This is a genomic window from Methylomonas sp. Uni0009, assembly GCF_054188105.3.
Map to the genome: position 1 here is coordinate 3,536,545 of NZ_JBTAFN010000001.1, position 24,990 is coordinate 3,561,534.

General features: G+C 52.6%; 19 protein-coding genes. 7 read left to right on the forward strand and 12 right to left on the reverse strand.

Annotated features, from left to right (window positions below; translation table 11 throughout):
- Nucleotides 1–2 precede the first annotated feature (2 nt).
- Nucleotides 3–176, reverse strand: coding sequence for a hypothetical protein (locus ACWAU0_RS16435; RefSeq protein ID WP_225893087.1), 174 nt, complete (start codon nt 174–176; stop codon nt 3–5).
- 204 nt (nt 177–380) lie between these two features.
- On the opposite strand from ACWAU0_RS16435, the gene ACWAU0_RS16440 reads away from it, so the two are divergent.
- Both ACWAU0_RS16440 and ACWAU0_RS16445 read left to right on the forward strand, forming a co-directional pair.
- Entirely contained in the window at nt 381–698 is a 318-nt protein-coding gene (locus ACWAU0_RS16440) for a hypothetical protein (protein WP_033156540.1), read from the forward strand.
- 742 nt (nt 699–1,440) lie between these two features.
- Entirely contained in the window at nt 1,441–2,550 is a 1,110-nt protein-coding gene (locus ACWAU0_RS16445) for a hypothetical protein (RefSeq protein WP_101051967.1), read from the forward strand.
- A 118-nt stretch (nt 2,551–2,668) separates the two neighbouring features.
- Here the strand turns inward: ACWAU0_RS16445 and ACWAU0_RS16450 are convergent, their stop codons facing one another.
- The 4 genes from ACWAU0_RS16450 to ACWAU0_RS16465 form a co-directional block, all read right to left on the reverse strand.
- Complete coding sequence (locus tag ACWAU0_RS16450; RefSeq protein WP_458137292.1) at nt 2,669–3,640, reverse strand: 2-hydroxyacid dehydrogenase; 972 nt, start codon at nt 3,638–3,640, stop codon at nt 2,669–2,671.
- 57 nt (nt 3,641–3,697) lie between these two features.
- Nucleotides 3,698–4,546, reverse strand: a complete 849-nt coding sequence (locus tag ACWAU0_RS16455) for a hypothetical protein (protein WP_319963185.1) — start codon at nt 4,544–4,546, stop codon at nt 3,698–3,700.
- Between the two features lie 138 nt (nt 4,547–4,684).
- Complete coding sequence (locus tag ACWAU0_RS16460) at nt 4,685–5,221, reverse strand: hypothetical protein (RefSeq protein ID WP_319963184.1); 537 nt, start codon at nt 5,219–5,221, stop codon at nt 4,685–4,687.
- Between the two features lie 339 nt (nt 5,222–5,560).
- Entirely contained in the window at nt 5,561–6,727 is a 1,167-nt protein-coding gene (locus tag ACWAU0_RS16465; RefSeq protein WP_033156535.1) for an aminotransferase class V-fold PLP-dependent enzyme, read from the reverse strand.
- Between the two features lie 207 nt (nt 6,728–6,934).
- Here ACWAU0_RS16465 and ACWAU0_RS16470 point away from each other — a divergent pair, with 207 nt between their 5' ends.
- The 4 genes from ACWAU0_RS16470 (at nt 6,935) to ACWAU0_RS16485 (ending at nt 14,432) form a co-directional block, all read left to right on the forward strand.
- Nucleotides 6,935–7,888, forward strand: a complete 954-nt coding sequence (locus tag ACWAU0_RS16470; RefSeq protein WP_171695686.1) for an HpcH/HpaI aldolase/citrate lyase family protein — start codon at nt 6,935–6,937, stop codon at nt 7,886–7,888.
- A 124-nt stretch (nt 7,889–8,012) separates the two neighbouring features.
- A complete protein-coding gene (locus ACWAU0_RS16475) occupies nt 8,013–9,194 on the forward strand; it encodes a malate--CoA ligase subunit beta (protein ID WP_171695685.1) in 1,182 nt (393 codons plus the stop codon).
- A 9-nt stretch (nt 9,195–9,203) separates the two neighbouring features.
- Nucleotides 9,204–10,091, forward strand: a complete 888-nt coding sequence (sucD, locus tag ACWAU0_RS16480) for a succinate--CoA ligase subunit alpha (protein ID WP_033156532.1) — start codon at nt 9,204–9,206, stop codon at nt 10,089–10,091.
- A gap of 120 nt (nt 10,092–10,211) precedes the next feature.
- Complete coding sequence (locus ACWAU0_RS16485) at nt 10,212–14,432, forward strand: DEAD/DEAH box helicase (RefSeq protein WP_171695684.1); 4,221 nt, start codon at nt 10,212–10,214, stop codon at nt 14,430–14,432.
- A 142-nt stretch (nt 14,433–14,574) separates the two neighbouring features.
- On the opposite strand, the gene ACWAU0_RS16490 is transcribed toward ACWAU0_RS16485, so the two are convergent.
- Both ACWAU0_RS16490 and ACWAU0_RS16495 read right to left on the reverse strand, forming a co-directional pair.
- A complete protein-coding gene (locus tag ACWAU0_RS16490) occupies nt 14,575–14,904 on the reverse strand; it encodes a hypothetical protein (protein ID WP_171695683.1) in 330 nt (109 codons plus the stop codon).
- Between the two features lie 174 nt (nt 14,905–15,078).
- Nucleotides 15,079–16,359, reverse strand: coding sequence for an NAD(P)/FAD-dependent oxidoreductase (locus ACWAU0_RS16495; protein ID WP_458137293.1), 1,281 nt, complete (start codon nt 16,357–16,359; stop codon nt 15,079–15,081).
- 153 nt (nt 16,360–16,512) lie between these two features.
- Here ACWAU0_RS16495 and ACWAU0_RS16500 point away from each other — a divergent pair, with 153 nt between their 5' ends.
- Nucleotides 16,513–17,712: a cation:proton antiporter gene (locus ACWAU0_RS16500; protein ID WP_458137294.1), complete on the forward strand. Its 1,200-nt coding sequence runs from the start codon at nt 16,513–16,515 to the stop codon at nt 17,710–17,712.
- Between the two features lie 13 nt (nt 17,713–17,725).
- On the opposite strand, the gene ACWAU0_RS16505 is transcribed toward ACWAU0_RS16500, so the two are convergent.
- The 5 genes from ACWAU0_RS16505 to ACWAU0_RS16525 form a co-directional block, all read right to left on the reverse strand.
- Nucleotides 17,726–19,279: a phytoene desaturase family protein gene (locus tag ACWAU0_RS16505; protein ID WP_458137295.1), complete on the reverse strand. Its 1,554-nt coding sequence runs from the start codon at nt 19,277–19,279 to the stop codon at nt 17,726–17,728.
- Between the two features lie 425 nt (nt 19,280–19,704).
- Nucleotides 19,705–21,039 (reverse strand): ImmA/IrrE family metallo-endopeptidase, encoded by a 1,335-nt coding sequence (locus tag ACWAU0_RS16510; RefSeq protein ID WP_458137296.1) that lies wholly within the window; start codon nt 21,037–21,039, stop codon nt 19,705–19,707.
- Nucleotides 21,032–21,466, reverse strand: a complete 435-nt coding sequence (locus ACWAU0_RS16515) for a hypothetical protein (protein WP_458137297.1) — start codon at nt 21,464–21,466, stop codon at nt 21,032–21,034. The genes ACWAU0_RS16510 and ACWAU0_RS16515 overlap by 8 nt, the downstream gene beginning before the upstream one ends.
- A gap of 238 nt (nt 21,467–21,704) precedes the next feature.
- Nucleotides 21,705–22,988, reverse strand: coding sequence for a DUF2130 domain-containing protein (locus ACWAU0_RS16520; RefSeq protein WP_458137298.1), 1,284 nt, complete (start codon nt 22,986–22,988; stop codon nt 21,705–21,707).
- 127 nt (nt 22,989–23,115) lie between these two features.
- Nucleotides 23,116–24,708: a SulP family inorganic anion transporter gene (locus ACWAU0_RS16525; RefSeq protein ID WP_458137299.1), complete on the reverse strand. Its 1,593-nt coding sequence runs from the start codon at nt 24,706–24,708 to the stop codon at nt 23,116–23,118.
- Nucleotides 24,709–24,990: the final 282 nt, after the last annotated feature.

Consider the following 24,990-nt stretch of genomic DNA (forward strand, 5'->3'; position numbering starts at 1 on the left):
CGTTAGGGATAAGCCGATTCATGGTTTGTTGTGCCGGATTGGATCACTCTATCCGGAAGTTCCTCGCCTGAAAAATAAGCCTGCAAATTCGCCAATACTTTTTCCCCCATCGCGGTGCGCGTTGCAATCGTGGCGCTGCCCAGATGGGGCAGATGTGACGCATTGTCCAGCGTCAATTAGCCGGTATCAAGGGCTGCCTGGATGTGCCGGCATTTACCACTTCGATCTGGCGATTTCGTCGCATGACGCCGGTATTCCCGAGATTTGGGGCAATCCCTAGGCCTCGCAACACTTTACCAAGGTATTAGTGAAAAACAGTAAACCGATGCTGTCGATGCCAATACCCTGATGAAATATGTGGAGCGCATGGGTTTTGTCGCTTGGGCACGACCATCAATCAACGCCTGACTTTACGTGGGTTTGTTGGTCGCATTGATGCTCTGCCCGGTCAGAAAAAACATCTGCACGCGCTGAGTGCGACGCAAAAAAAACCGAAGGCGTTGCTGCGCGATGCCAAGCTGGCGATTAGTAAATTGGAAAAACGCATTACTGCGTTGGCTGCGGAAGTGATGATTGGGGGCAAGGCTCACTCGGAGCTATCGCGTATTTTGAATTTGTTACCAGCAACAGGCATTAACCAAACCAGCGCCATTGCTTTGATGGGCGAGCTGTTGTTACTACCGGCCAACCTGTCCTAGCGCGAGTGGGTCAGTTTGCCGGGCTAGATCCCAAGGCCTTTGAACCGGGCAAAAGTATGCACAAGAAAATGCCGCCATCCAAAGTGGGTAACAGGCATATTGGTTAGGCATGCATATGCCGGCTCTGAGCGCCAAACAAGATGATCCCTAGGTCAAGCTTATTTCCAGCACTTGGTCGACAATGGCAGGAAGCCGTTACAAGTCGCCTGCGCTATCATGCGTAAACTACTGCATGCGATTTCACGGCATTTTAAAACACGATCAGCCATTCAATAACACACGGTTTTTACGCCACTCCGATACCGATCATCAGTGAGTAAAAAGCGATGGAATTTTGTTGACTTGGAATTGAGTATTTACACACCTAGTAACCCTTTCTATCTCTAAGGCATTTGCCGCACTTTGGGGCATTACCCGCACCTAAAGTTGATGATGTTGTCTTGCATTTGGATGGCAACGCTCTCTAAGTATGTTTGAAGGAAGCAAGTTTGCACAGCCAAGAACTTATAACGGAATAGGCCTGAATATTGCTTTAACTTAGTGGCAAACTTCTGCTGACCAGTTGTATCTGCGTCTTATTCATTTATCAAGTTTGTAGCAAAGAAAAAAGTTTCGTTGCGAAATCCAACAATACCTAAATTTCACAAGCCTTTAAACTGCCACTGTAAGTGGATGCACATTTAGTCATAACTATGCATCCCCCATCAAGAGCTGAGCTTAATCAATAAATAAGGAAAATTTAATGAAAAAATCAAAACATTTAAATGACAATATAAAATCAATGTTAATAATTGCGAATTTAATATTGTCCGGCAGCCAAGCTCTTGCATCACCGTATACTATTGAAGCCAATCAAACCATAACTGGTTTATCAAGCCCAGGCTTTGATAATATAATAAATCGTGGACTAGTAATTGGTGAAACTGATGATTACTTACCTTTATTACTAGAAAACTATGGAAGTATTTATTTGCCGTCAAAAATAACTTGTCCTGGGCAAAAATTGGTCAACTATGCCAAGGGATATATTGCTATCGGCGGATATTTTGATTGTTACAAACAGGGAGCCCAAGCGCTGATCGAAAACTCCGGTACCATTGCTGTAACTAACGCTGTTGGTGAAAATATCGCCTTAGATCCACGAACAATTGGTGGACAACTTCGCCCAGCAAAGGACTATATGCCTTGGACATATATATTCTGGGGCAAAATTGATAACAAGGTTACCGGCAAATTCATAATAGACCGCAATAATGGAGTAAATCTATGCCAATCGCAGGGTTCTGAGGCGCCTGAGATAGAAAATCGTGGATATTTTGAGATTGCTCAGGGTAGCACATGCAATTTCATATCTACCAAATCTGGCAGTTACAAGCAATTTGAAGGCGAAACTAAGGTAAACGGTACTTTCGGATCACGTTTACTTGACTTCCAGGGAGGAATTCTGACCGGAACAGGTACGATATTGAAGTTTCCTGAACAATTATGGAACGCCAGTTTTAGTATATCGCCCGGCAATTCCACATCACCTTTCGGTGAATTGACGCTAACCCCTGAAATGGGTTATTCAGTATTCGGTGACGGTACACTGAACTTTGTAATTGGTGGCTTGAACAATAACAGCAAGCTGCACGTTAACGGCGAGGCTTATATTGTTGGTAGCGCCAAAATCGCCATCAGCCTGAAAAATGGCTTTATGCCTAATATAGGCAACAGTTTCACCATAATCACCGCTAACGACATTCGCACGGATGATTTTAACCAAGCCAACCTGATTTTGCCTCAACTACCAACAGGTCGACAATGGCATTTTGATAATGACGGCACCAGCCTAAAATTGAGTGTGATTTGATGCTTTCATATACTCGCGAGGGAAACCTACCTCTGAGCACCGCTTTTAGCCGTTCACAACAGCCCCCACGGGCGCTTTCCCGGAGGATACTTTACTTTCGAGAATAAATAATTTGATTCTAAGCTATACGATCCGGTATGTCTTTGCCGGAGAAATAAGCCTTAAGATTTTCCAGCACCTTTTCCCCCATCGCGGTGCGCGTTGCAATCGTGGCGCTGCCCAAGTGGGGGAGCAGTGTGGCGTTTTCCAGCGCCAAAAAGCCCTGATCTATGTTGGGTTCGCCTTCGTAAACATCCAGACCGGCGCCGGCGATGCGTTTTTCTTGCAAGGCTTTGATCAAAGCCTTGCTGTCCACCACATCGCCGCGCGCGGTATTGATCAAATGCGCGGTAGGCTTCATTAAATTCAAGGTTTTTTCATTGATTAAATGCCGAGTCTCGTTGCCGCCCGGACAATGTAGCGACACGTAATCGCATCGCGGTAATAGTGCTTCCAGCGTATCGCAACGCTCCGCGTTTAGTTCGTCAACGACGGCGGGGTCTGCCGGACTGGGCTTAAGATACAAGATTTTCATGCCAAAGCCGTGATGGGCTTTGCGCGCCATGGCTTGAGCGATGCGGCCGAAGCCGACTAGTCCGAGCGTGGCGCCGGTGACATCGCTGCTCATCATATGCGTTGGGCACCAGCCGGCCCATGCGCCGGCACGTACTAACCTGTCTCCCTCCGCGCCGCGCCGTGCGGACATCAGTAACAAAGTCATCGCAATATCAGCCGTGCTTTGCGTCAACACGCCCGGGGTATTGGTGACGATCAGCCCCTGTTGTTTGGCGGCGGCAATATCGATATGGTTATAACCCACGCCAAAATTACCCAGGATTTTGCAGCGCTTGTTCGCGACATTCAGCACCTCGGCCGGCAGGGAATCGCAAACGCTGGGGCACACCGCATCGTAATTTTGCAATGCCGCCTTAAATTCGTCAGCACTCAAGGGATGGTCGTCGATATTCAGCGTGACGTCATAAAGGCTTTGCATTTTGGCTTCAACACTTGCCGGCCACCGGCGGCTAAGCAGGACTTTGGGTTTGTTCATGGGATTTCCTATCGTAAAACGTCAGGTACTTTCAGGTTAGAATCGGTTGTGGGGTGATCAAGGATCGACGGCCGGGTTGGAGGTGCTTATGCCGCCATTGCGGTGATCACGGTCGTAGGCTTTCAAGCGCGCCGCCCGCAAACTATTGATGCTGGCGATGTTTTCATCGTGTTGCTTTAGGGATCTTTGCCGCTGCAGGGCCAAATGTTGGTCTTTTTGCTCTTGCAAGGCCATCGCCATCGCCGGTTTTTGGTATTGCAGTTCGGCTTGGCGTTCGGCGATGTTTTGTTCTTGCGCGCGCGCGTCCGTGTTCAGACGTTTTTCCATTAAATCCAGGCCGCGAGCTTGGTTTTGCAGCTGTTGCTCGGTCAGTATTCTGGCGTCATCCAGCTGCTGTTGCCTGAGCCTTAATTCCATTTCCGTGCGTTTGGCTTGCTGTTCGTCTTGGTATTGAGCGCTAATCTGTTCATTTTCGCGTAACGCTTGCTCCCGCTGGTTTTTTAGCAATTCGGCGGCAGCAATAGCCTTGTCATTTTGGATGCGCTCTAGTTCGGCTTGTTGTTTTGTTTGCTGATGATCGTGATAAAGCCAAGAGCCAATTGGAAATAGCAGCAGGGCGGCAATCGCAACTCGTTGCAACCATGTTGATGCAGGATGGCGGTTGATAGCGGCAGGTGGCGATAGATCCTGCGGCAAGCGGCTGGCTGCCAATTTACGATCATAGGCGATGCGCCGATTGGCGTCGGACAGGATTACAAATGCTTCTCGGGTTCGGTTCAGTGTATCGATGCCGGCGTCGTCTTCGCGTTTTAGCAAATGGCGTTCAATATCCTTGAATGCGCGATGGATTTGTTGGTCGTCGGCGGACTCGGGTATGTTTAACAGTTGATATAGAGTTTTTGCCATATTCGCATCTCCCAACGCTTTGTCGTCTGATGATCGGGAGATAGCGGACTAGCCCCAGACAATGCCGGTGCTGAACAAAGCACCGGCAGATGGGACTATAAAGAATTGAAATTAACAGTGCAAACGCCCGCTAAAAATTTAATCGGCGACGATAGCTAGCTTTTCTTGGTTCCTGCGCAGCAATGCTAGAGAACCCAGCATGCAGCCCAATACGAACCAAGTTAGCGTGGCGAGGGGCATAGATGACAAGGATTTTTCACTAAGCACCGTCACGGATGGCTGATTGATTTGGGCATCTGCGCGTTTTTCCACTAGAAATTGGTAACCAATGTCGGGGATAAATGACCAGGCTCCGCTACTGATGGCGGGATAGTTCATCACGGACCAGTTCATTGCGCCAATTTCGCGCGCTTCTATGGTATTGCCGCGATTTAATCCTGAGGTGTAAATGGCTTCCATAACGCAAGTGTTGATCTGGTCGACGCTATGGTTGCCGGTTAAGCTGCCGGGTAGCCAGCATAGACCGGGTGCTAAAAAGTCGGAATTTGGCGCCAAGCTATTTTGAGTGGCGTTTTTTAGCAATCCTTGATGGTGAATTTCAGTGGGCTCATGTTCATGAATTTCCGCATGAGCAGGAGCGATCAGTGCTGCTAACAACAATAGGCGGTGTCTCATGATTTTCTCCTTTGGCTTTGGAGTCAGAAGATAACTCAAACAAATATCAAGCAATAGCAATGCCCTTATTTAAAAAGTCTTTTATTTTAAGTAATTACTGATGTTTTAATTGTTTTCGATGTGAAAAATCAGGTGTTTTTGGTGTGGAATGGTGCAAAAGATGGTTAGTTTTGGTGCTTAAAGCACAAAACACAGCTGCTTGTCTCGTGTTCTAAAGTACAGGGAAGTGCTATATCCGCCTGTTTTGGGCTGTGATGGGGGGCTAGGGCGGAGGGAATAACAAGCTGATCGAATGACGGGTGGCTGGTTAAGCAGGCCACCCGCCAAATCTAGGGAATGTTATTTAGCCGTTGAGCGGTAATACTCGATGGCTGCAGCTACGCCGCTGCCGGCTTTGATGTCAAAGCCATGGTCCAGCATAGCCATTTCCACGCCGGCAATCGCACCCAACAAGGAAACATCGTTCATATCGCCAACGTGGCCGATGCGGAACACTTTACCGGCTACTTCGCTAAGGCCTGCGCCCAATGAAATGTTGTATTTGTTGTACGCGGTGCTGATGACGTGGCGGGCATCTTTATCGGCCGGTACCACGATGGCAGTGACGGTGTCGGAGTCCCAACCTGCTTGCGCGCAAGTTTGCAAGCCCCAGGCCGCGACTGCACGGCGCACGCCTTCACCCAAGCGGTGATGACGGGCGTAGACGTTTTCCATACCTTCTTCCAGCAACAATTCCAGCGCTTTACGCAGGCCGTACAACATTGGTGTGGATGGCGTGTAAGGGGTGTAGCCGTCTTTATTGGAGGCTGCCATGTCTTTCAATGAGAAGAAAGACCGCGGGAAGTTGCTGTTGTCAATCGCGGCCAGGGCTTTTTGGCTGAAGCCCAGAATTGCCAGGCCGGCAGGTAACATAAAGCCTTTTTGCGAGCCGGCGATGCTGGCGTCCACGCCCCATTCGTCTTGACGGAAATCCAGGCTGCCTATCGAGCTGACACCGTCGACGAACAGCAACGCAGGATGGCTTGCCGTATCCAGCGCTTTGCGCACGCCAGGGATGTCGCTGGTGACGCCGGTAGAAGTTTCGTTATGTGTCGCCAGAATCGCTTTGATTTCGTGGTTTTTATCTTCGTTAAGACGCGCCTGCAAATGATCCAAAGGAATGCCTTTGCCCCATTCAACCTGATGAATTTCCACGTCAAAGCCCAGTTTTTTTGAAGCTTCCGCCCACAAATGACCGAACTGACCAAAGCGGTAAATCAATACCTTATCGCCTTGGTTCAGGCAGTTGGTCATCGCCACTTCCCAGCCGGCGGTGCCGGTGGCGGGGAATACGAAGCATTGGCCGGTTTCGGTGCGGAACACTTTTTTCAGGTCTTCCAAAATCGGCGCCAGCAATTTAGGGAAGATAGGCGAACGGTGATCTTCCATCGGCACATGCATCGCGCTCAGAATTTCATGTGGGGTATTGGTTGGCCCTGGAACAAATAGGTGATTGCGACCTGCCATCTGGTGTCTCCTTGGAATTTTGGAAGCTTAGAAAATCGCGGGATGTTGCCACAGAAGCCGTGATTCGGCAAGTCGTTTACTGGCGCAAACCTGCACCGAAGCTGACAAGCGCAATTGACATTGCAGGCCCTGAAAGTAAAATGTCACGTTCTTCAACCCATACATGGCGCGGTTTTTTAGCCGGCCAACCAACCGTAGGAAACATACATGAGTCACACTCTTTACGAAGCTAATGCCCAGCGCGTGCAACGTTGCGAATTGGCGGTACCGGGTTCCAGTCCGGAAATGTTTGAAAAAGCCTTAAAAAGTGGTGTGGACTTTGTGTTTCTCGATCTGGAAGACGCCGTTGCGCCTGACGATAAACTGCAAGCGCGGAAAAACGTCATCCAGGCCATCAACGATTTGGATTGGAAAGGTAACGGCATCACGCTGTCCGTACGTATCAACGGTCTGGATACGCAATATATGGTGCGCGACCTGGTTGACTTGGTCGAACAAGCCGGCGCTAAAATCGATACGCTGTTGATTCCCAAAGTCGGCGTCTACGGCGATGTCTATATGGTCGACGCGATGCTGTCGCAGCTGGAAATGCAGGAAGGCCTGAAAAACAAAATCGGCATCGAGTGCCTGATCGAAACGGCACTGGGCATGGCCAACGTCGAAGATATTGCCAAACAAGGTGCGCTTAGCGGTCGGGTGGAAGCCCTGCATTTCGGCGTCGCCGATTATGCCGCCAGCAATCGGGCCCGTACCGTGAATATCGGTGGTTTGAATCCCGATTATCCCGGCGACCAATGGCATGCGGCGATTAGCAGGATGACGGTGGCGTGCCGTGCCTACGGACTGCGTCCTATCGACGGTCCATTCGGCGACATCAAAGACCCTGAAGGCTATAAAGCCGGTGCCCGCCGCGCTGCTGCGCTGGGCTGTGAAGGCAAATGGGCGATTCATCCCTCGCAAATCGCTTTAGCGAACGAAGTATTCACCCCGCCTGCTGCGGAAGTCGAAAAAGCCAAGCGCATCCTGGTAGCGTTGCAGGAAGCCGCCGCGCAAGGCAAAGGCGCTGCCGCACTGGATGGTCGTTTGATTGATGCAGCTTCCGAACGGATGGCGAACAACATCGTCCGTGCCGCCGAAGCGATTGCCGCGAAATCAAAATAAAAAATTGTAGGTTGGGTTGCTCTTTGGGAAAAAACCAAGGGTAACCCAACATTTAAGGCCTTCGTGTTGGGTTAGGGCTGATGCCTAACCCAACCTACATTTTTCCAATATCACGAGAGAGTGCATGGACATTCATGAGTACCAAGCAAAACAGCTATTGGCCGACTATGGCGTGAAAATAGCGGATGGCGGTCTGGCTTACAGCCCGGAAGATGCGGTGCAACGCGCCCGCGAAATCGGCGGCCACGTCTGGGTGGTTAAAGCCCAGATTCATTCCGGCGCCCGCGGCAAGGCCGGCGGTATCAAGATTTGCAAAACCCACGACGAAGTCAGCGATGCCGCCGAATCTTTGCTGGGCAAAAAATTGGTGACACACCAAACCGGTCCTGCCGGCAAACAATGCCTGCGCTTATACGTCGAAGCCGGAACCGATATTGCCAAGGAACTGTATTTCAGCCTGTTGATCGACCGTGCCCAGGAGCGGATTGTCATGGTCGGTTCCGCGCAAGGCGGTATGGAGATTGAGGAGCTGGCGGAAAATAATCCGGATGCGATCAAAAAAATCTACATTGAACCTGCAGTTGGTTTACAGGATTTCCAAGCCCGCGAAATGGCCTTTGCGCTGGGCTTGAACGCCGATCTGATTCCGCAAGCCGTGAAGTTGATTCAAGGCTGCTACCGTGCCATGCGTGAACTGGACGCCAACATGGTCGAAATCAATCCTTTGGTCATTACCGGCCACGACGAATTGATCGCACTCGACGCCAAAATGGGCTTTGACGACAACGCCTTGTTCCGTCGGCAAAAAATCTCCGAATTGCGCGACAAAACGCAAGAAGACCCACGGGAAATGGCGGCCGCTGACCGAGGTTTGAGCTACGTCGGTCTGGACGGCGACATCGGTTGCATGATCAACGGCGCCGGCTTGGCGATGGCGACGATGGACATGATTAAATTGGCGGGCGGCGAGCCGGCGAATTTCCTGGACGTCGGCGGCGGTGCATCGGCCGAACGCACCGAAAAAGCCTTCCGGATGGTGTTGCAGGATAAAAACGTCAAAGCCATGCTGGTCAACATTTTTGCCGGTATCAACCGTTGCGACTGGATTGCCGAAGGCGTGGTCCATGCGGTGAAAAAAATCGACATGCAGGTGCCGCTGGTGGTCCGTCTGTCCGGTACCAACGTTGAGGAAGGCCGCAGAATCATCGAAGAAAGCGGTTTGCCCATCATCACGGCAAATACCTTGGCGGAAGCCGCCGAGAAAGCGGTCGAAGCCCGTAACAAAGTTGTAGCCGCGCAAGCTTAAGGAACAGACATGGCAATTTTTATCGATCAAAACACTCGCATCATCGTTCAAGGCTTTACCGGTAAGATTGGTACTTTTCACGCCCAGGAGATGATCGACTACGGTTCCAACGTGGTCGGCGGCGTGACGCCGGGTAAGGGCGGGCAAAAACATTTGGACCGCCCGGTGTTCAATACCGTCAAGGACGCTGTCGAACAAGCCGGCGCCGAAGCCAGTATCGTGTTCGTGCCGCCGGCTTATGCCGCCGATTCGATCATGGAAGCCGCCGAAGCCGGCATCAAATACTGCGTATCGATTACCGACGGCATCCCGACTCAGGACATGATGAAAGTCAAAATCTTTCTGAGCAAATTTCCCAAGGAAAAACGCATGGTGCTGACCGGCCCTAACTGTGCCGGCACCATCAGTCCGGGCAAAGCCATGCTGGGCATCATGCCGGGGCATATTTATATACCTGGTAACGTCGGCATCGTCGGTCGTTCCGGTACCCTGGGTTACGAAGCGGCCGATCAAATGAAAGCGCTGGGCATCGGCGTGTCGACTTCAGTCGGTATCGGTGGCGACCCGATTAACGGCAGCTCGCACCGCGATATTCTGGAAAAATTCGAGCAAGACCCGGAAACGAAAGTGGTGGTGATGATCGGCGAGATCGGCGGACCGCAAGAAGTGGAAGCCGGTATGTTTGCCAAAGAACATATGACCAAGCCCGTTGTGGCCTACATCGCCGGTTTAACCGCTCCGAAAGGCCGCCGTATGGGCCACGCCGGAGCGATTATTTCCTCAGTAGGCGAGTCGGCGGCGGAGAAAGTGGAAATGCTCAAAGAGTTGGGCGTAATTATTGCCCCAACTCCTGCGGCGATGGGTGAGACAGTGGCTAAGGTATTGGCAAAGCTGTAAGTTACCCACCGCTAAAATAAAGCCCGCTTCGGCGGGCTTTTTTGTTTGTGTTGACTTGAGGTTCTTTAGCTTGCCCTGCCAAGCTGGTAACATCCCCTCTTTTGCCGTTTTGCCGGAATCATGCAATCTTCTCGTTTAGTCGAACGCCTTAAAACTTTTCGAACATTAACCCCAGAGCAACAGGTTATTATGAAGTTGCTGGCGGTTTATTACGGCTATAGTTCGCTGATCAATTTGGCGAAATGCCTGGGCAGTTTGGGTATCAGGGAGGGTGAGAAAACACTTAAGTCGGAAGCTGTCAAAGCCCGGCTAAAGCCGCTGATCAAAGCCGGTTTGCTGGAAGAAAACCTCAAATCCGGCGGCACCCGGTGCTGCCGAACCCTAGCGGAAGTGTTGACCCGCCAAGCGGTCGAAGACAAAGAGTTTGATTTGTTTGCCGGCGCCGTACAAATGAACAATCCGCCCGGCCATGGCTACTATCGTTACAGCACCGTGGACGACTGCATTCGCGAAGCGCGGATCCAATTTTATCGCGGCGATTACGCCAAAGTAGACGAGTGCCTGGAATCCGGTGCCCACTACCTCGGTAAACTGCCGCCGGTTAACGAACTGTATCTTTCCTGGTTTTTAAACCCGCTGGATGTCGCGTGGTTTACTACGCATCATCCGCAATTATTGCTGGGGCTGGCCGGGTTTTCGGGCTTACATCAACTGCTGTATCTGTATGCCGACGAAAAATTGGATGGCTTTTTAGAGCAGTTATTGTTCGTTAGCCAGGGTGTGCAGCAGGAATTGTTGAACCGCGTCGCTTTGGAGTTACGCTTGCTGCGGGGTGACTGGGATGCAGTCGAGCAATGGGTCGCAGATCAAAATGATCCTGAGCTGCAAGCGCTCGCGGCGACATTGATTTTTCTGCGCGGCGATTACGCGGCAGCGGTCAGCCGTTTCGAGGGCGCTTTGGCACAGCTACGCAAGGTTTCCGGACAACGCACTGCCTATTTTTACGGCTTGGCAGGCGTGTTTTACCCGCTGGCTATCCTGAAAAACAATGACGCCAAACAACGCGCCAAACTCAGCACACTGATCAATCAAGCGATCAAAGCCGACAATTATTGGTTGGGCATTTATCATCAGTTGGCCTTGTTTCAGCGTTTTTTACAAGGCGATTTGTCATTGCGGGAGCAACTGTTAAACACCGATTTGACCTATAAAATCAGTAGCGGCTATCGGGAAAGCGGCTACCCGGACACCTTGCTCACTCCGCCATTACTGCTGCATGTGTTTTTAACCCTGATCAAATTTTGGGTTAAAGCCGATCAATTCAATCATGTCACGCCACTGAGTCAAAAGCTGTACCGGCATCTGGTGGACAACGGTTATCGTTGGCCGGCCGCCGAATTAGCCAAGATCTTTACCCATATAGAGCCGCCGCGTTCCCTGCAATGGGATTGCAGCTTTTTCGATGCCAGGCCGGCGTTGGCGGATTTATTTGCCAGCCGCCCGGATTGGGACTTGGCACTGGATGCCTTATTAAATTTGCCCAAGGCCGAAAAAAAAGCCGATACCGCCGCGCTTATCGACAAGCCAACGCGCTTGGTCTGGTTGTTGAGTTACGATGACATTAGCCATCATCTGGACATCGAGCCGCGCGAACAAAAACAACAAGCCAAAGGCGGCTGGAGTAAGGGCAGGGCGATTGCCTTGAAACGGTTGGCGCACGAAACCAACAAGTTTGACTATTTAACCGAACAGGACATTAAGCTGTGCGCGCATATCAAGGAATACCGCGATAGCGGCTGGTACGGCAGCGGCACTTATTTTGAGTTCGACAATAGCATGCCGCAGGCCTTGCTGGGACACCCGCTGTTGTTTTGGGCCGATGCGCCCGAAGTACGGGTGGATGTGGTCAAGGGCGAAGCCGAACTGCGGGTGAAAAAACTGGCTGGTAGCGACAAGATCAAAATCAGCCTGGAACCCGTGCCCGGACACGAACAAAAATTCTATGTCGCCAAGGAAACACCCACGCGCTTGCGCGTGCTGGAGTTCACCGCCGACCATCATAAAATCCTCGCGGTATTGGGCGCCAAGGGCCTGGAGGTGCCGGTATCGGCGCAAGACCGAGTCTTGCAAACTCTGACCAGTATTTCCGGCTTGTTGACCGTACATTCGGATATAGGCGGCAGTTCCAGTAGCGCCGAGCAAGTCCAGGCCGACGCCACCCCGCGCGTGCATTTATTACCCTGGGGCGAAGGTCTGCGCGTGGCGATGCTGATCCGGCCGTTCGCCAGCGGCGGCGCCTATTATCAACCTGGGCATGGCGGCGAAAGCGTGTTAGCCGAAATCGACGGCCGCCATTGCCAGACCAAACGCGATCTGGCTTTGGAAAAACAGCGCGCGCAAGCCGTTTTGCAGGCTTGCGATGTGTTGGAGCAGGCGGAACGCGATGGTGCCGGTGATTATTTGCTGGATCAACCTGAACAATGTCTGGAGCTGCTGTTGCAATTACAGACGTTGCCGGCCGAACAAGCCGTATTGGAATGGCCGGAAGGCGTCAGATTTCGGTTGTTGGGGCAAACCAACGGCAGCGGCTTTAGCATGCAAATCAAGCGCGACAACGATTGGTTTGCCCTGCAGGGCGAGTTGCAGGTCAATGAAGATACCGTTATCGAAATTCAGCAATTGCTGGGTTTATTGAACAACCGTGAAGGCCGCTTCTTGAAATTGCAGGACGGTCAATTCATTGCTTTGACCGAAGAGTTTCGCCGACGGCTCGACGATTTACGCGCCTACGCGGATCTGCACGGCAAGAAAGTCCGGATCAATCCCTTGGCTGCCCTGACGCTGGAAGACTGGCAGGACGAGGCTGGTTTTAAAGCCGATAAACATTGGCAAGCACACATGCAACGCCTGAAGGATTCGCGAGACTATCAGCCAAAAGTACCGTCTACTTTTCAAGCCGAATTGCGCGACTATCAAATGGACGGCTATCGCTGGTTGGCGCGCCTGGCTCGCTGGGGCGTCGGCGCGTGTCTGGCGGATGATATGGGCTTGGGCAAGACGGTGCAAGGTTTGGCCTTGTTGGTTGACCGCGCCCCGAACGGTCCCAGCCTGATCGTCGCACCGACTTCGGTATGCATGAATTGGGAGAACGAAGCCAGCCGGTTTGCGCCGACGCTGCATCCGCAAATTCTCGGTAGCGGTGATCGGCAGCGCTTGCTGGATAACCTGGGGCCTTACGATTTACTGATTTGCAGTTACGGCTTGCTGCAACAGGAACAAGTCGCCGAGATGCTGGCGAAAATCCAGTTCCAGACCGTGATTCTCGACGAAGCGCAGTGGATTAAAAATATCGCCACCCGCCGCTCGCAGGGGGCGATGAATCTGCAAGCCGAGTTTAAACTGATCATGACCGGCACGCCTTTGGAAAACCATCTGGGCGAGCTTTGGAATTTGTTCAGGTTTATCAATCCCGGTTTATTGGGTTCATTGGAACAGTTCAATCAACGCTTTGCCGGCCCTATCGAACGCGACCGTAGTGCCGAGGCCCGTTTTCAACTGAAGAAACTGATCCAGCCTTTTATTCTGCGCCGCACCAAAACCCAGGTATTGCAGGAGTTGCCGCCGCGCACGGAAATCCCAATCTATGTCGAGCTGAGCAGCGAGGAAATGGCCTTCTACGAAGCCTTGCGCCGGGATAGTCTGGCGGCATTGACTAGCGCCGATGCACCGGCCGGGCAAAAACAATTACAGATTCTGGCGGCGATCAGCAAATTGCGCCGTAGTTGCTGCAATACCTTGTTGGCCAACGCCGCGGTGGCTTTGCCCAGCAGCAAGCTGGCGGCGTTCGGTGACATCGTCGACGAATTGCTGGATAACAAGCACAAGGCTCTGGTGTTCAGCCAGTTTGTCGACCATTTGCAATTGATTAAAAACTACATTGAACAGCGCGGCATTCGTTATCAATATCTGGACGGCAGTACGCCGGCCAAAGAGCGCCAGCAACGGGTAGACGCCTTTCAGCGCGGCGACGGCGAATTGTTCCTGATCAGCTTGAAGGCCGGCGGCGTGGGTTTAAATCTGACCGCCGCCGACTATGTGATTCATATGGACCCTTGGTGGAATCCGGCGGTGGAAGACCAAGCCTCGGACCGGGCACATCGCATGGGCCAACAGCGGCCGGTGACGATTTACCGGATGATCGCCAAAAACACCATAGAAGAAAAAATCGTCGCACTGCACAGCCATAAACGCGATTTGGCCGACAGCTTGCTGGATGGCGCGGATATTAGTGGCAAAGTGTCGGCTGATGAACTGCTGAATTTGATGAAAGGCGAAGCTTAAACAGGCAACGAATCCGGCTACTAGGCGTGGTTTTTACTGTAGGTCCATTTTAAAGTGCACCCGAGATGCGGGGTTCCTAGTTTTTGATTTTACTGCGCTCCCGCATTCGCGGGAACGCCAAACCGGGCTGAATTGCGCTGGGTTAATCCCGTCTTAAATTATGTTTCTTACGAGCGATATTGCGGCTGGCTTTGTTTTGTTGATGGGTCAATCGGGCTCGTTCGCCGGCAGTGACCACGCCATCAGCTTTCGCTGCGGCTTCTTGGCGTTCTATGCGCATTTGTTGGTGTTCCAAACGGTTGGCTTCGCGGTCGGTCAAGGCGCCGGAAGCCTCGCCCTGCTCAATGCGTCTTTCCTGATTTTCCTGGCGCTGGTCGATGCGCGGGGTTTCGATGCCGGCGAAGCAGGGTTGCGCCAAGCCAAAAAATGCCAGCAACGCGCCCGATAGTAAAAATGTGTTGATGTTGTTCATGTGTGCCTCGGTAGTGTCGTTATTAGGTTGCCAACGTTTTAAAACCGTCGGCGAAGTCATTTTAGCCGGCAATATTAAGATCGCCTTAACGTTACGCGGCTAGCTGCACGGAGCTTAGTAAGCTTTGGATATTTGGGCGTCTTTTAATTGGCTGACTTAAAACGCCAATCAAGTTCAAGAAATCAAATAAGTAGAACTCGGTTCCTGACCGGCCTCCAGAATTTGTTTCATGCTGACCATGTCATAACCACCGGACAGCAAGACAATAAAGCGTTCGCGCAGCATGGGGCTTTGCCGGGAACGTAAGATGATATTGTTGGCGTCTTTTTGTTCCAGGATTCGGTACCAGTTGTAGATCATTTGAAAGATCCGCCCCATCGGTTCGCGGATGCGGGCTTCGTAATGACTGAAGCGCGCGGCACTGAAATCGTCGCCGTTGGCAAAACCTTCCAGCGCAGCGTCGGCCGCGTAAACCCCGCTACGCATCGCCAGCGTTACCCCGGCGGAAAATACCGGATCGACAAACATCGACGCATCGCCCACCAGCATAAAGCCGTCGCCGTGAAAACGTTCGTTCATATAGCCAATGGATGAAATGGTTTTGATGTCCATGGCTTGCTCTGCGTCGGCCAGCCACTCTCGCACGCACTCGCAACTTTGGATGGCGGCCTCAAAGCGCTGTTGCGGCGAATCGCCCAAGTTTTTCGCAAAGCGGGTATCCAACACCGCGCCGACGCTGATGATATTGTCGCGTAACGGAATATACCAAACCCAACCGCCATCAATGGTATGGATGTCGGTGGTGACCGAACCGTCTATCACGTCACCAAAATTGATAAAACCGTGCGGGTCGCGGCGAAAGCCACCTTTGAAATGGGCAAAATGGGCGATTTTATTCAATTCCGGTAAGGGGCGTCGCCAGTTTAACTTGCGGGCGATCAGGGACTCACGCCCTGAAGCGTCGATGACCACTGAAGCATGAATGGGCGCGGGGTCAGAATCATTCGGGCCGGCGCTCACGCCAATCGCTTGTTTGCCGTCGAATAATACGTCGGCCACCGCCCACTCCCGCCGCACATCAACGCCGCATTCGGCGGCATGCTCCAGCAAAATTTCATCGAAGCGGGCGCGCTCCACGTGGTAGGTATAGGGTCGTTCGAAATACCCCGGATATTCCGCTGTCAGCAGCAATACATCGGGTTTTTGATTGAACATGCCGAAGTTTGCGCCTTGCTTGACGGTAAAACCTTCGGCTTCGATTTTTTCCGTCACGCCCAGCCGCCGCCAAAGCTCCCAGCAAGCCGGCAACAAGGATTCGCCGATTTGAAAGCGTGGAAAGCGTGAGCGCTCGAACAGCACCACGTGTTTGCCCGCTTTGGCCAAGATGATCGCCGCGCTGGTACCGGCGGGACCGCCGCCGATGACGGCGGCATCGAAACGTTCAGATTGTGACATGCTGTTTTGCCTGTGTAAGAAAATCGGGACTAAGGGCGGGGTGGATTTAATTTTGTTGAAGCCACTGTACTAAGCAATGGCTTGCATCGGTTCATCGGCGGTAAATTTGCCATAATACCCGCCTTACGCGACTGACTCCAAACGATTGGCACTATGAACACGACTGAAATATTTCTGATCGCCCTGACCATTATCTACAGCTTGCCGTACCTCATTTGGCGAATCGGCCGGACCGATTATTTCGCGCCCTTGGTGGTGGTGCAAATCATCACCGGGATTTTGTTGGGGCCGGGTATCTTGGGCAGCGTATTTCCCGATTACTATGCTTTTGTTTTCAATACCCAGGTCATACAGGCACTGAACGGCATCGCCTGGTGGTCGGTGATGCTGTTTGTCTGGGTGGCCGGCATGGAGTTGGATTTGCGCCAAGCCTGGCAACACCGTCTGGAAACCAGTATCACGGCGGGCTTGGCCTTGGGTGTGCCCTTGGGTTTGGGTTGTGTTGCAGCTTTGGGGATGCTGCTATTTCCGGGTTGGATGGGCGCCAAGGCCATGCCTTGGCAATTCGTACTGGGGATGGGCATGTCTTGCGCAGTAACGGCGCTGCCGATCTTGATTTTGCTGATGGATAAATTGGCAGTGCTGCGGCAGCCCATCGGCCAGCGTATCTTGCGTTACGCCAGCATGGACGATATTGCGATTTGGGCCGTGCTGGCCTTGATTCTGTTGGATTGGGAGCGGGTAGGCCGGCAGGGTACGTTTTTGTTGGGTTTTGCGATCAGCGCTTACGGGATTCGCAAACTGATGGCCTGGCTACCGGAGCGTGACCGCTGGTATGTCGGTATCATTGCCTTGGCTGCTACCGGCTTTGCCGCCGACTGGGCAGGGCTGCATTTCATGGTGGGGGCGTTTTTGGCCGGTGCCATCCTGGATGGTCATTGGTTTAACCAAGCCCAGATGGACTTGTTGCGTCACCATTTATTGCTGACCGTGATGCCGGTGTATTTTATTAGTGCCGGTTTGAAAACCAATTGGGCGATGGGTGGGGCCGCGGTATTGGTGGTTGCCGGCGTATTGCTGTTGGTGTCGGTGTTCGGCAAATTGCTGGGTATTCATCTGGCCGGAAAAATCCTGAAATGGCAGCGCGGCGAGGCGTCTTTGATTGGCTGGCTATTGCAAACCAAAGCCTTGATCATGATTATTTTTGCCAATGTGTTGCTGGATAAACAAATCATTAGCAGTGAAACCTTTACCGCGCTGTTGCTAATGGCCGTCCTCAGTACCATGCTGACGGTGCCGGTGGTATCGCCGAAACTGGCGAAGATGCAGGCGCTTATTTCCCGTGCAGAATAAGTGCCTTAAGCCCTTAGTCGTCAATCCCTAAGGTTTTCCAAAAATCCGCTTGCTTAGCGATACCCAGTACCGCCTGCGCGGCGAGTAAGGCGGAGACGCTGACACCGGCTACCCCACCGCCTGGCTGGGTCCAATGGCCGGTGTGGAACAAGCCGGGGAGGGAGCCAACTACACTTGGCCGGTTCGGGCCGATCTGATCCGGGGTGGGTGCAAAACCGTAGGCAGCGCCGTGGCGGTTTAGAGTGTAGCGCTCCAGGGTGCGCGGTGAGCCGGACTCCACTACCAACAAATGGTCGTTCAGGCCAGGAAAATGCCGTTCGGCTTTTTCCAGCAAACGTTGCTGAAAACCGCTCTTGGCGATGCGCCAGGATTCGCCTACGTCAAACGGGCACAAGGTGGTCAGCATCATGATGCTTTGTCCGGGCGGTGCCAATGAGGAGTCCGCGAAGGAGGGCAGGGTTGCGGAAAACCAATTGCTCTGGCCGGTCTGGCTGCAGGCATAACTGGCTTCGTGGTCGAACGTTTCAAAGAAAAAGCCCTCATGGGCATGATCTTGCTCAGAGATCGGCAGGTCGGTGGCGATATAGCAGGCGAAGATCGACAAGGACGGCGAAAGCTTTGCCAAGCCTTCGCAATAGCCGTTTGGCAAGTGCTCCGGGCCGATCAGCAAGTCGGCGGTTTGCTGGATGTCGATGTTGGATACTACGGTTTCGGCTCGGATTACCTGGCCGTTTTCCAAAACAATGCCGCAAGCTTTACCTGCTTCGATGCAAATCCGCCGCACGCTGGCATTCAGCAAGACTTCGCCGCCTTGGTTTTCGATGGCGGCGGCCAACTGATTGGCGTAATTTTGGAAACTGCCCCGGCAGTAATAGCCGCCTTCGTAGGTGTATCCGGCCATCATCGACGCCCAATACAGGAAAGACAGTTGCGAGGGCGGTAAACCCAAGTAAGGCCAGAGCATTGCGCAAGCGCTTTTCAGGCGGGCATCCACCAAAAACTCGTCCAGGGCTTCGGCCAGCGTGGTGCGCCGGTAGCGGAACAAATTGCCCAGCATTTGCATCGGCGAAACCCGCGTTGCCTTACTTTGGGACAACACTTCCTCGGCCAGCATGGCTTCTTCCGCCAGGACTTTGCACAGGCGGATCAACGCCAGCAGACCTTCCTTTTCTGCCGGAAAATTTTCGGTTAAGCCGGCTACGAACGCCGCTTCGCCGGCCCGCAAGGGGATTTCGAAATCCGGAAAAACTGCGCGGGCGTAAGACGGGACGGGAATGAACAAGCTCTGCGGATCAATGCCTACCGCCCGGCAAATCTTATTCATAGTGCTGCCGTTGCCATAGCCTTCCGGGCTGCAACCACTGACCAGATGCACGCCGGCATCGAAATGAAAGTGGCGGCGTTTGAAGCCATGGGCATAACCGCCCGGCCTGTCGTGCCTTTCCACCAGCAACACCGACTTGCCCGATTTCGCGAGTAATGCGCCGGTACTGAGGCCGCCAATCCCCGCGCCAATGACGATGACGTCGTAAAATTCTTTTTTCGATTCCGTGTGTATGCCGCGCATTGGCTGTCTTCTATGCAGATAAATAGCCAGCTAGCTTAGGAATAAACCAAATGGAACACAAGCGGTGGTTTTGTATTGGGGCAATGACAGGGGAAGCAATTGTTACTCTGTGCAGCGTTCCGGGTACTGGCGGTTCGTCCGATTGCCAGGACTCCGAATCTCTATAGCAATCGCAGCAATCGTTAACTATGCGGCGAATTTTGTTTACCACATCCTGCTTGTTGCAGAAACCGCCAGGAAACCGCATGATATTCATCGTCCTTTGGACGGGTAAATAGGGGGTGATCGTTGCGGTCATAAAATGCGGACTGGGTTTTTTTAGGATTCGCTAGCGGCTGGTGAGTGTGAGCTATGATGAGTTGCGGAGAGGGACGCAGTCGCTCCGATAGCTCGTGGGCACGAGCACCGGCTCCACACTATTGTATTTAAGCCCCTAAGCAATAAGGTAAAGCGGGTTCGGCATATCCACCCAGTATGGAGTGGACAAGACCATTATTTTTTAATAATGCTTCAACAGTTGTTGAACTTACTTGGAAATGGTCGGCGGCTTCTTCAATCGCTGTTTCCGAATAATCTCCTTCCAGAAAACTTTTCAGTGCATTGATCGGGCAAAGAAATTCTGCGGCAAATGCGCGTTGATATTTTTGCCTTGAGGTGGATAAATCGGTGCTTGTTAACCAGCGATGAGCGTTGCTTGTCAAAACGAAATCGCCTAATAATCGTGCCAATTCAAAGCGTTTTGCTTGAGGATGTTTCTTTCGAGGCACAAACTTGAAATACTCACCGTTTGCAGGTATTGCAACAGTGGCACTACTGCGTGTTAGAGGTACCCAACTCTCGACGTTGTCTTCCGATAGACCTAGCAAGCTGTAAAGCTGATTATTGTCGATGGCAGCTTCTTCTTTACTTAAACATTGGCGCAATTCCTTTGCCGCTGCTACAGCTCGTTGCCACGGCAAACCGGTTGCGGATTTCGATTCTGTCAATTGCGGCATTTCCGGTTTTCCGGTCAGGCCGGGACCATCTATCATCTCGTCAATGGCTTTCAGTGGTTCGTAGTCGGTTGCCTTGCCGTATACCGGCGCCAATTCAGTTAGCGCTTCGGCTCCCATGCGTTGCTCAAGCGCTTGAGCATGAGCCATTATTGCTTCAGGGCATTCTTCCGGATTGTAGCCTAATTCCGCTTCCAGCTTTCGGTAGTCGGCGCTTTGAGAGTCGGTAGTTTCTTCTTGAATTAATTGCCAGAGGTTATACAAGTCACTGTTTTTGCATTCAACCGCATCCAGGCGGTTTATTACGGACTCGATAAACCCGGCTACGCTACGCTGAAACTCAGCCAATTTGACGGAAGCAGGGGTATCCAATCCGTTCAAGTATTTGACAGACTGCTGAATGTTGGCTCTGGAGGGTTCGGCCCAAATTTGCATGGTCTCGCTATCCGATGCAAATACGACCTTCGGCCATACAAATCCGTGGTTGGAGGCACCGATTTCGTGTGCCATACGCCAATCAATAGAGGGTGGTTTTCCATGAGCAGGTAAAGGCTCGAAATTGAGCCGCCACCATGATGAGGCTAACCACATTGCCAAAGGGTAGGCAGAGACTAAAACCGAATCTCGTACCGATTTGGCCCAAATGTTGTCGTTTCTGGTCAAGTTGACATTGCCGATATGTAAAGCCAATTCGGCCATCGTATTGGCGAGCTCCGGGACATCATGTCCTGCAGCTGCCCAGTCGAAGTTAAATTTAAGTTCAGCCATTACAAAGCTTCCATCGTTTGATTACCTCGCTTGCCAGCGGATCTGATTCCGGCATTGGGTAACCATGATAGGTGCCTTGTTCTCGATTATCGAGTTGCGCTTCCAATGGTTCGCCTTTTTCGGTTACGCACCAAATGTTTTGCGGCCAATCGCCGTTATAACGATCACTGACCAATCCGCTTCGCAAACCCGATTCCAACAACGATTGTGCTATACGTTTGGAAAAAATATTTACCGCATCGCACAAAGATTTTCCCGGCCGCGCTCCGTTAGGCGGCGTAAGTCCAAAATCGCCGGGGTTTTGTTTATGCTCAGGATTGCCAACATACGTTACTTGTTTCGCAAGTTCTTCATATTTTTGACGTTCAGATTCTGTTAGCTTTTTGATTACGCGCTTGTTGTTGAACTGCTGATATCTTCTTTTCATTTTTTGCAGTCAACTTAGATTTCTGAAAGTGTGTAGTGATAAATTAAATCTGCTTTAACGGAATATACCAAACAACAGGTGTAGTTAAAAATCTTTGTTTCTCTAACTCCAAAACTCCAGCTTGGGAATACTATCTCGGAAGCTCTAGCTTCCTATCCACATCCAGACTGGAAGGGAAGCTGGAGCTTCCAAGACCGGGGCTCCCAAGCAGGAGCCGGATCGACCGACAGGGTTATGCTCAATCCGAGTCATCATCCACCCCCAACGCCCCCATCTCCAAGCCCTCGATCTCCTGCAACGACTTGCCGGCGATGCCTTGCAAGTCGCCGTACATACCGACCGTGGCGTTCATGACCCGCTCGATTTGCGCTTCGCGTTTGGCCCATTGTTTCAGGATGGCTTTGCGCTCTTTGTCCAAGTCTTCCTGCATGGTGGAGAAGGCTTCGACGATGGCTTCGACCCGCTGCCTAAAGCGCGGGCCGGTCAGGTATTGGTAGACCATCTCTGTCTTGCCGTGCTGGCCTTCGGCGGCCAGGCGGGCCAGGCCGATTTCCAGCAGGGTGTGGCGCAGGATGGTGGCGACCGGCAGGGCGGCACGGGGGCTGGTGACCCAAACGCCGTCGATGACGTCGAAGGTTTCCACTTCCTTGGGCAAGGCATGGCTGACGATGACCGCCAATTCGGCTTTGGCGGCGCGCTGGTCTTCGCGCAGCTTCACTAACCAGCCGTCGCTCCAGTTTTTGGTGCGCTTGGATTCCCACAAGATGTTGCCGGCCGGGGTGCCGTTCGGGCCGTTGACCCGTTGCAACACGTCGCCGCCGAATTCGCCCTTGGCGACCGGTTCGATACTGTCGAACGGAAACTTGCCGCGCAGCAGGTTTTCCAGTTCCAGTTCCTGGACTTCGCCTTGCAGTTGCTGCGAGCCTTGTTCGGCTTTTTGTTTCAGTTCCTCGATTTTTTGCTGCATGGAGGCGATGGTCTGGTCCTTTTCCATCACCCGCAGTTTCAGGCCTTCCTCGGCTTCGCGTTTAGCTTGGCTGCGCACTTCAGCCAGATTGGTTTGCACGCGCTTTTCGATGGTCAGTTCCAGCTCGCGTTTGGCGTCATCCAGTTCGCGCTGCTTTTTGATCAGTTCGGCCTGGGCTTGCTGAGCCTCGGCCAGTTTGGCGTCGCGGACTTTCAACACTTCGTGCAAGTCGGCTAATTCGCGGTTCTTGTGTTCCAGTTCGGCGGCAGCGGCTTGTTTGGCTTTACGGGTTTCTTCCTCAATGACCCGCTGGCGCTCGGCTTGCAGTTGCTTGGCAACTTGCTCTGCGACTTGATCGTCCAGGCCGCGCTTGGCTTCGGCCAGTTGTTTTTCCTGATCTTTGATACCCTGTTCGCGCAAGGCAATCGCTTGGTCTTTTTGTTGTAGCTGTTGCTCAAACTGTTTACGGGTGGCAGCAATTAGCGGCGCGGCCAGCGATTCGGTCAACGGTACTTGCGTGCTGCAATTGGGGCAGGTGATGGTGGCTTCGGTCATGTTTAGGGGCTTTATATAGAGATTCGGAATACGCAGGTATTGGCGCCGGACACACTTGGCATTTTGACCCCAGCATCCGTGCCGGGTCAGGATTTACTGCGTTTGATGGATAGGCACAAGCCGATATTTATCTACGCTGTCTAGCGGCTAAAGCATGGTCGCCCAAGGATTTCAGGTCGGCCAGCCCATGAATTTCGCAGCGTCCGCCGCGAGCGATATAGTCTTCCCGGTAATGGGCGATAAACTCCATCACGGTGTGGTCGATCAAGTCGGTGGAGCTTAAATCGAAGATCACGGTTTGGCCGTCGGCCAGGCTGGCTACCTGGCTTTTTAAGGCCAGAAAGTTGGAGAACAAAGCCGCACCGCTGACTTTAACAATCCAGCTGTTTGGTCCGTTGGCTTGCAGTTTAAAAGATATAGACAGCAAATTACCCAAGGGCACGCCGCGGCCGATGTGCAGCAACAATTTGGCGGCGATGCCGATCAGCACGCCGACTAACAGATTGGTGGCCAGAATCGCGAGAATGGTAATCACGAACAAAGCCAGTTGTTCCTTGCCCAGATCCATGCTTTTGGCAAAGGCTTGCGGCGAAGCCAAGCGATAGCCGGTATAAACCAGTAGCGCGGCCAGCGAAGCCAACGGTATGGTCGAGATCAAGTCTGGAAACAGCAACACAAACAGCAAGACGAAGCCGCCGTGAAAAAAATTAGCCCAGCTGCTGCGGCCGCCGGCGTCTATGTTGGCTGAGCTGCGGACGATTTCCGCAATCATCGGTAAACCGCCGATCATGCCGGAAACAACGTTGCCGATACCGACCGCACGTAATTCCTTGTTCAAGTCAGAGTAGCGTTTTTCCGGGTCGAGCTTGTCAACAGCTGCAGCGCTGAGCAAGCTTTCCAGGCTGCCCACCAGGCAGATTGAAATCACGCTTTCCCAAAACGCCAAGGCACTCAGTTTGCCAAAATCCGGCAGGTAAAAACTGGCCAACAGACTGTCCGGGAAAGTCACCAGAAAATGCGATGCAAACAAAACATCTTTAGGAACGATGAATGCTTCGCCCGGCTGCAATTGGTCGAGCTGGAATAGATGGCCGAGCAGGATGCCGGAGGCGATGACGATAATCGGCGCCGGAATCTTGCGCAGCAAAGGCTGGTGAATCTGCGGCCAGCCGATCAACACCACCATGCCGGCCAGTGCAATCAGGCCGATTTGCGGCATGAAGTAAATCAGGCTGTGCGGCAAGGCGGCGATGCCGGACAGGATGCTGGCACCTTGGCTTTGCACGCCGGCCATCACCGGCAATTGTTTGCTGATGATGATAATGCCAATCGCCGCCAGCATGCCGTGTACCACCGAAGCCGGAAAAAATGCCGCCAAGCGGCCGGCTTTGAAGTAACCCAGCACGGTTTGCAAGGCGCCGGCAATGACGATTGCCGCCAAGGTGTAGCGGTAGCCGGCCATTGCATCGCCGTCGCCGAGGGTTTGCACCGAGGTCAGAATCACTACGATCAAGCCGGCCGCCGGGCCGGTAATAGTGAGTTGCGCGCCGCCGATGCGCGATACCAGCAAGCCACCGACGATGGCGGAAATGATGCCGGCCATCGGTGGAAAGCCGGAGGCGACGGCGATACCCAGGCACAAGGGCAAGGCGATCAGGAATACCAAAAAGCCGGCGGTAAGGTCTTGCCGCCAATAATTTGCTAGCGAGGGTTTTTGCATGAATTCTCCGGGTAGGTCGCATGGCCCGATACGCACGCAGTTAAACGGGCAATGAATTGGATGAGGTTTTTATTCAATCATAACCAGTTTTTTCCGAACGTTATGAAGTTTGTGGGCGGATGCCCGTTCCGGCTTTTTGTTACGGGTATGGCTAAGCGGGTATTGAAGGCCGCAGTGGCAGGTTGGTTTTAACGTTTGCCTAGGCCTGCGACAGTACGTCGCACGGACAAATAAAACGGGCCTAGCCTGATGATTCGGGTAAAATGCGCCGGCCAATTCTGG

Coding starts and splice junctions, on each gene's coding strand:
- ACWAU0_RS16490 (WP_171695683.1), bottom strand. CDS start 14,904: ATGAACAACATCAACACATTTTTACTATCGGGCGCGTTGCTGGCATTT.
- ACWAU0_RS16525 (WP_458137299.1), bottom strand. CDS start 24,708: ATGCAAAAACCCTCGCTAGCAAATTATTGGCGGCAAGACCTTACCGCC.
- ACWAU0_RS16485 (WP_171695684.1), top strand. CDS start 10,212: ATGCAATCTTCTCGTTTAGTCGAACGCCTTAAAACTTTTCGAACATTA.
- ACWAU0_RS16450 (WP_458137292.1), bottom strand. CDS start 3,640: ATGAACAAACCCAAAGTCCTGCTTAGCCGCCGGTGGCCGGCAAGTGTT.
- ACWAU0_RS16495 (WP_458137293.1), bottom strand. CDS start 16,359: ATGTCACAATCTGAACGTTTCGATGCCGCCGTCATCGGCGGCGGTCCC.
- ACWAU0_RS16455 (WP_319963185.1), bottom strand. CDS start 4,546: ATGGCAAAAACTCTATATCAACTGTTAAACATACCCGAGTCCGCCGAC.
- ACWAU0_RS16460 (WP_319963184.1), bottom strand. CDS start 5,221: ATGAGACACCGCCTATTGTTGTTAGCAGCACTGATCGCTCCTGCTCAT.
- ACWAU0_RS16500 (WP_458137294.1), top strand. CDS start 16,513: ATGAACACGACTGAAATATTTCTGATCGCCCTGACCATTATCTACAGC.
- ACWAU0_RS16515 (WP_458137297.1), bottom strand. CDS start 21,466: ATGAAAAGAAGATATCAGCAGTTCAACAACAAGCGCGTAATCAAAAAG.
- ACWAU0_RS16510 (WP_458137296.1), bottom strand. CDS start 21,039: ATGGCTGAACTTAAATTTAACTTCGACTGGGCAGCTGCAGGACATGAT.
- ACWAU0_RS16470 (WP_171695686.1), top strand. CDS start 6,935: ATGAGTCACACTCTTTACGAAGCTAATGCCCAGCGCGTGCAACGTTGC.
- sucD (WP_033156532.1), top strand. CDS start 9,204: ATGGCAATTTTTATCGATCAAAACACTCGCATCATCGTTCAAGGCTTT.
- ACWAU0_RS16505 (WP_458137295.1), bottom strand. CDS start 19,279: ATGCGCGGCATACACACGGAATCGAAAAAAGAATTTTACGACGTCATC.
- ACWAU0_RS16475 (WP_171695685.1), top strand. CDS start 8,013: ATGGACATTCATGAGTACCAAGCAAAACAGCTATTGGCCGACTATGGC.
- ACWAU0_RS16465 (WP_033156535.1), bottom strand. CDS start 6,727: ATGGCAGGTCGCAATCACCTATTTGTTCCAGGGCCAACCAATACCCCA.
- ACWAU0_RS16445 (WP_101051967.1), top strand. CDS start 1,441: ATGAAAAAATCAAAACATTTAAATGACAATATAAAATCAATGTTAATA.
- ACWAU0_RS16520 (WP_458137298.1), bottom strand. CDS start 22,988: ATGACCGAAGCCACCATCACCTGCCCCAATTGCAGCACGCAAGTACCG.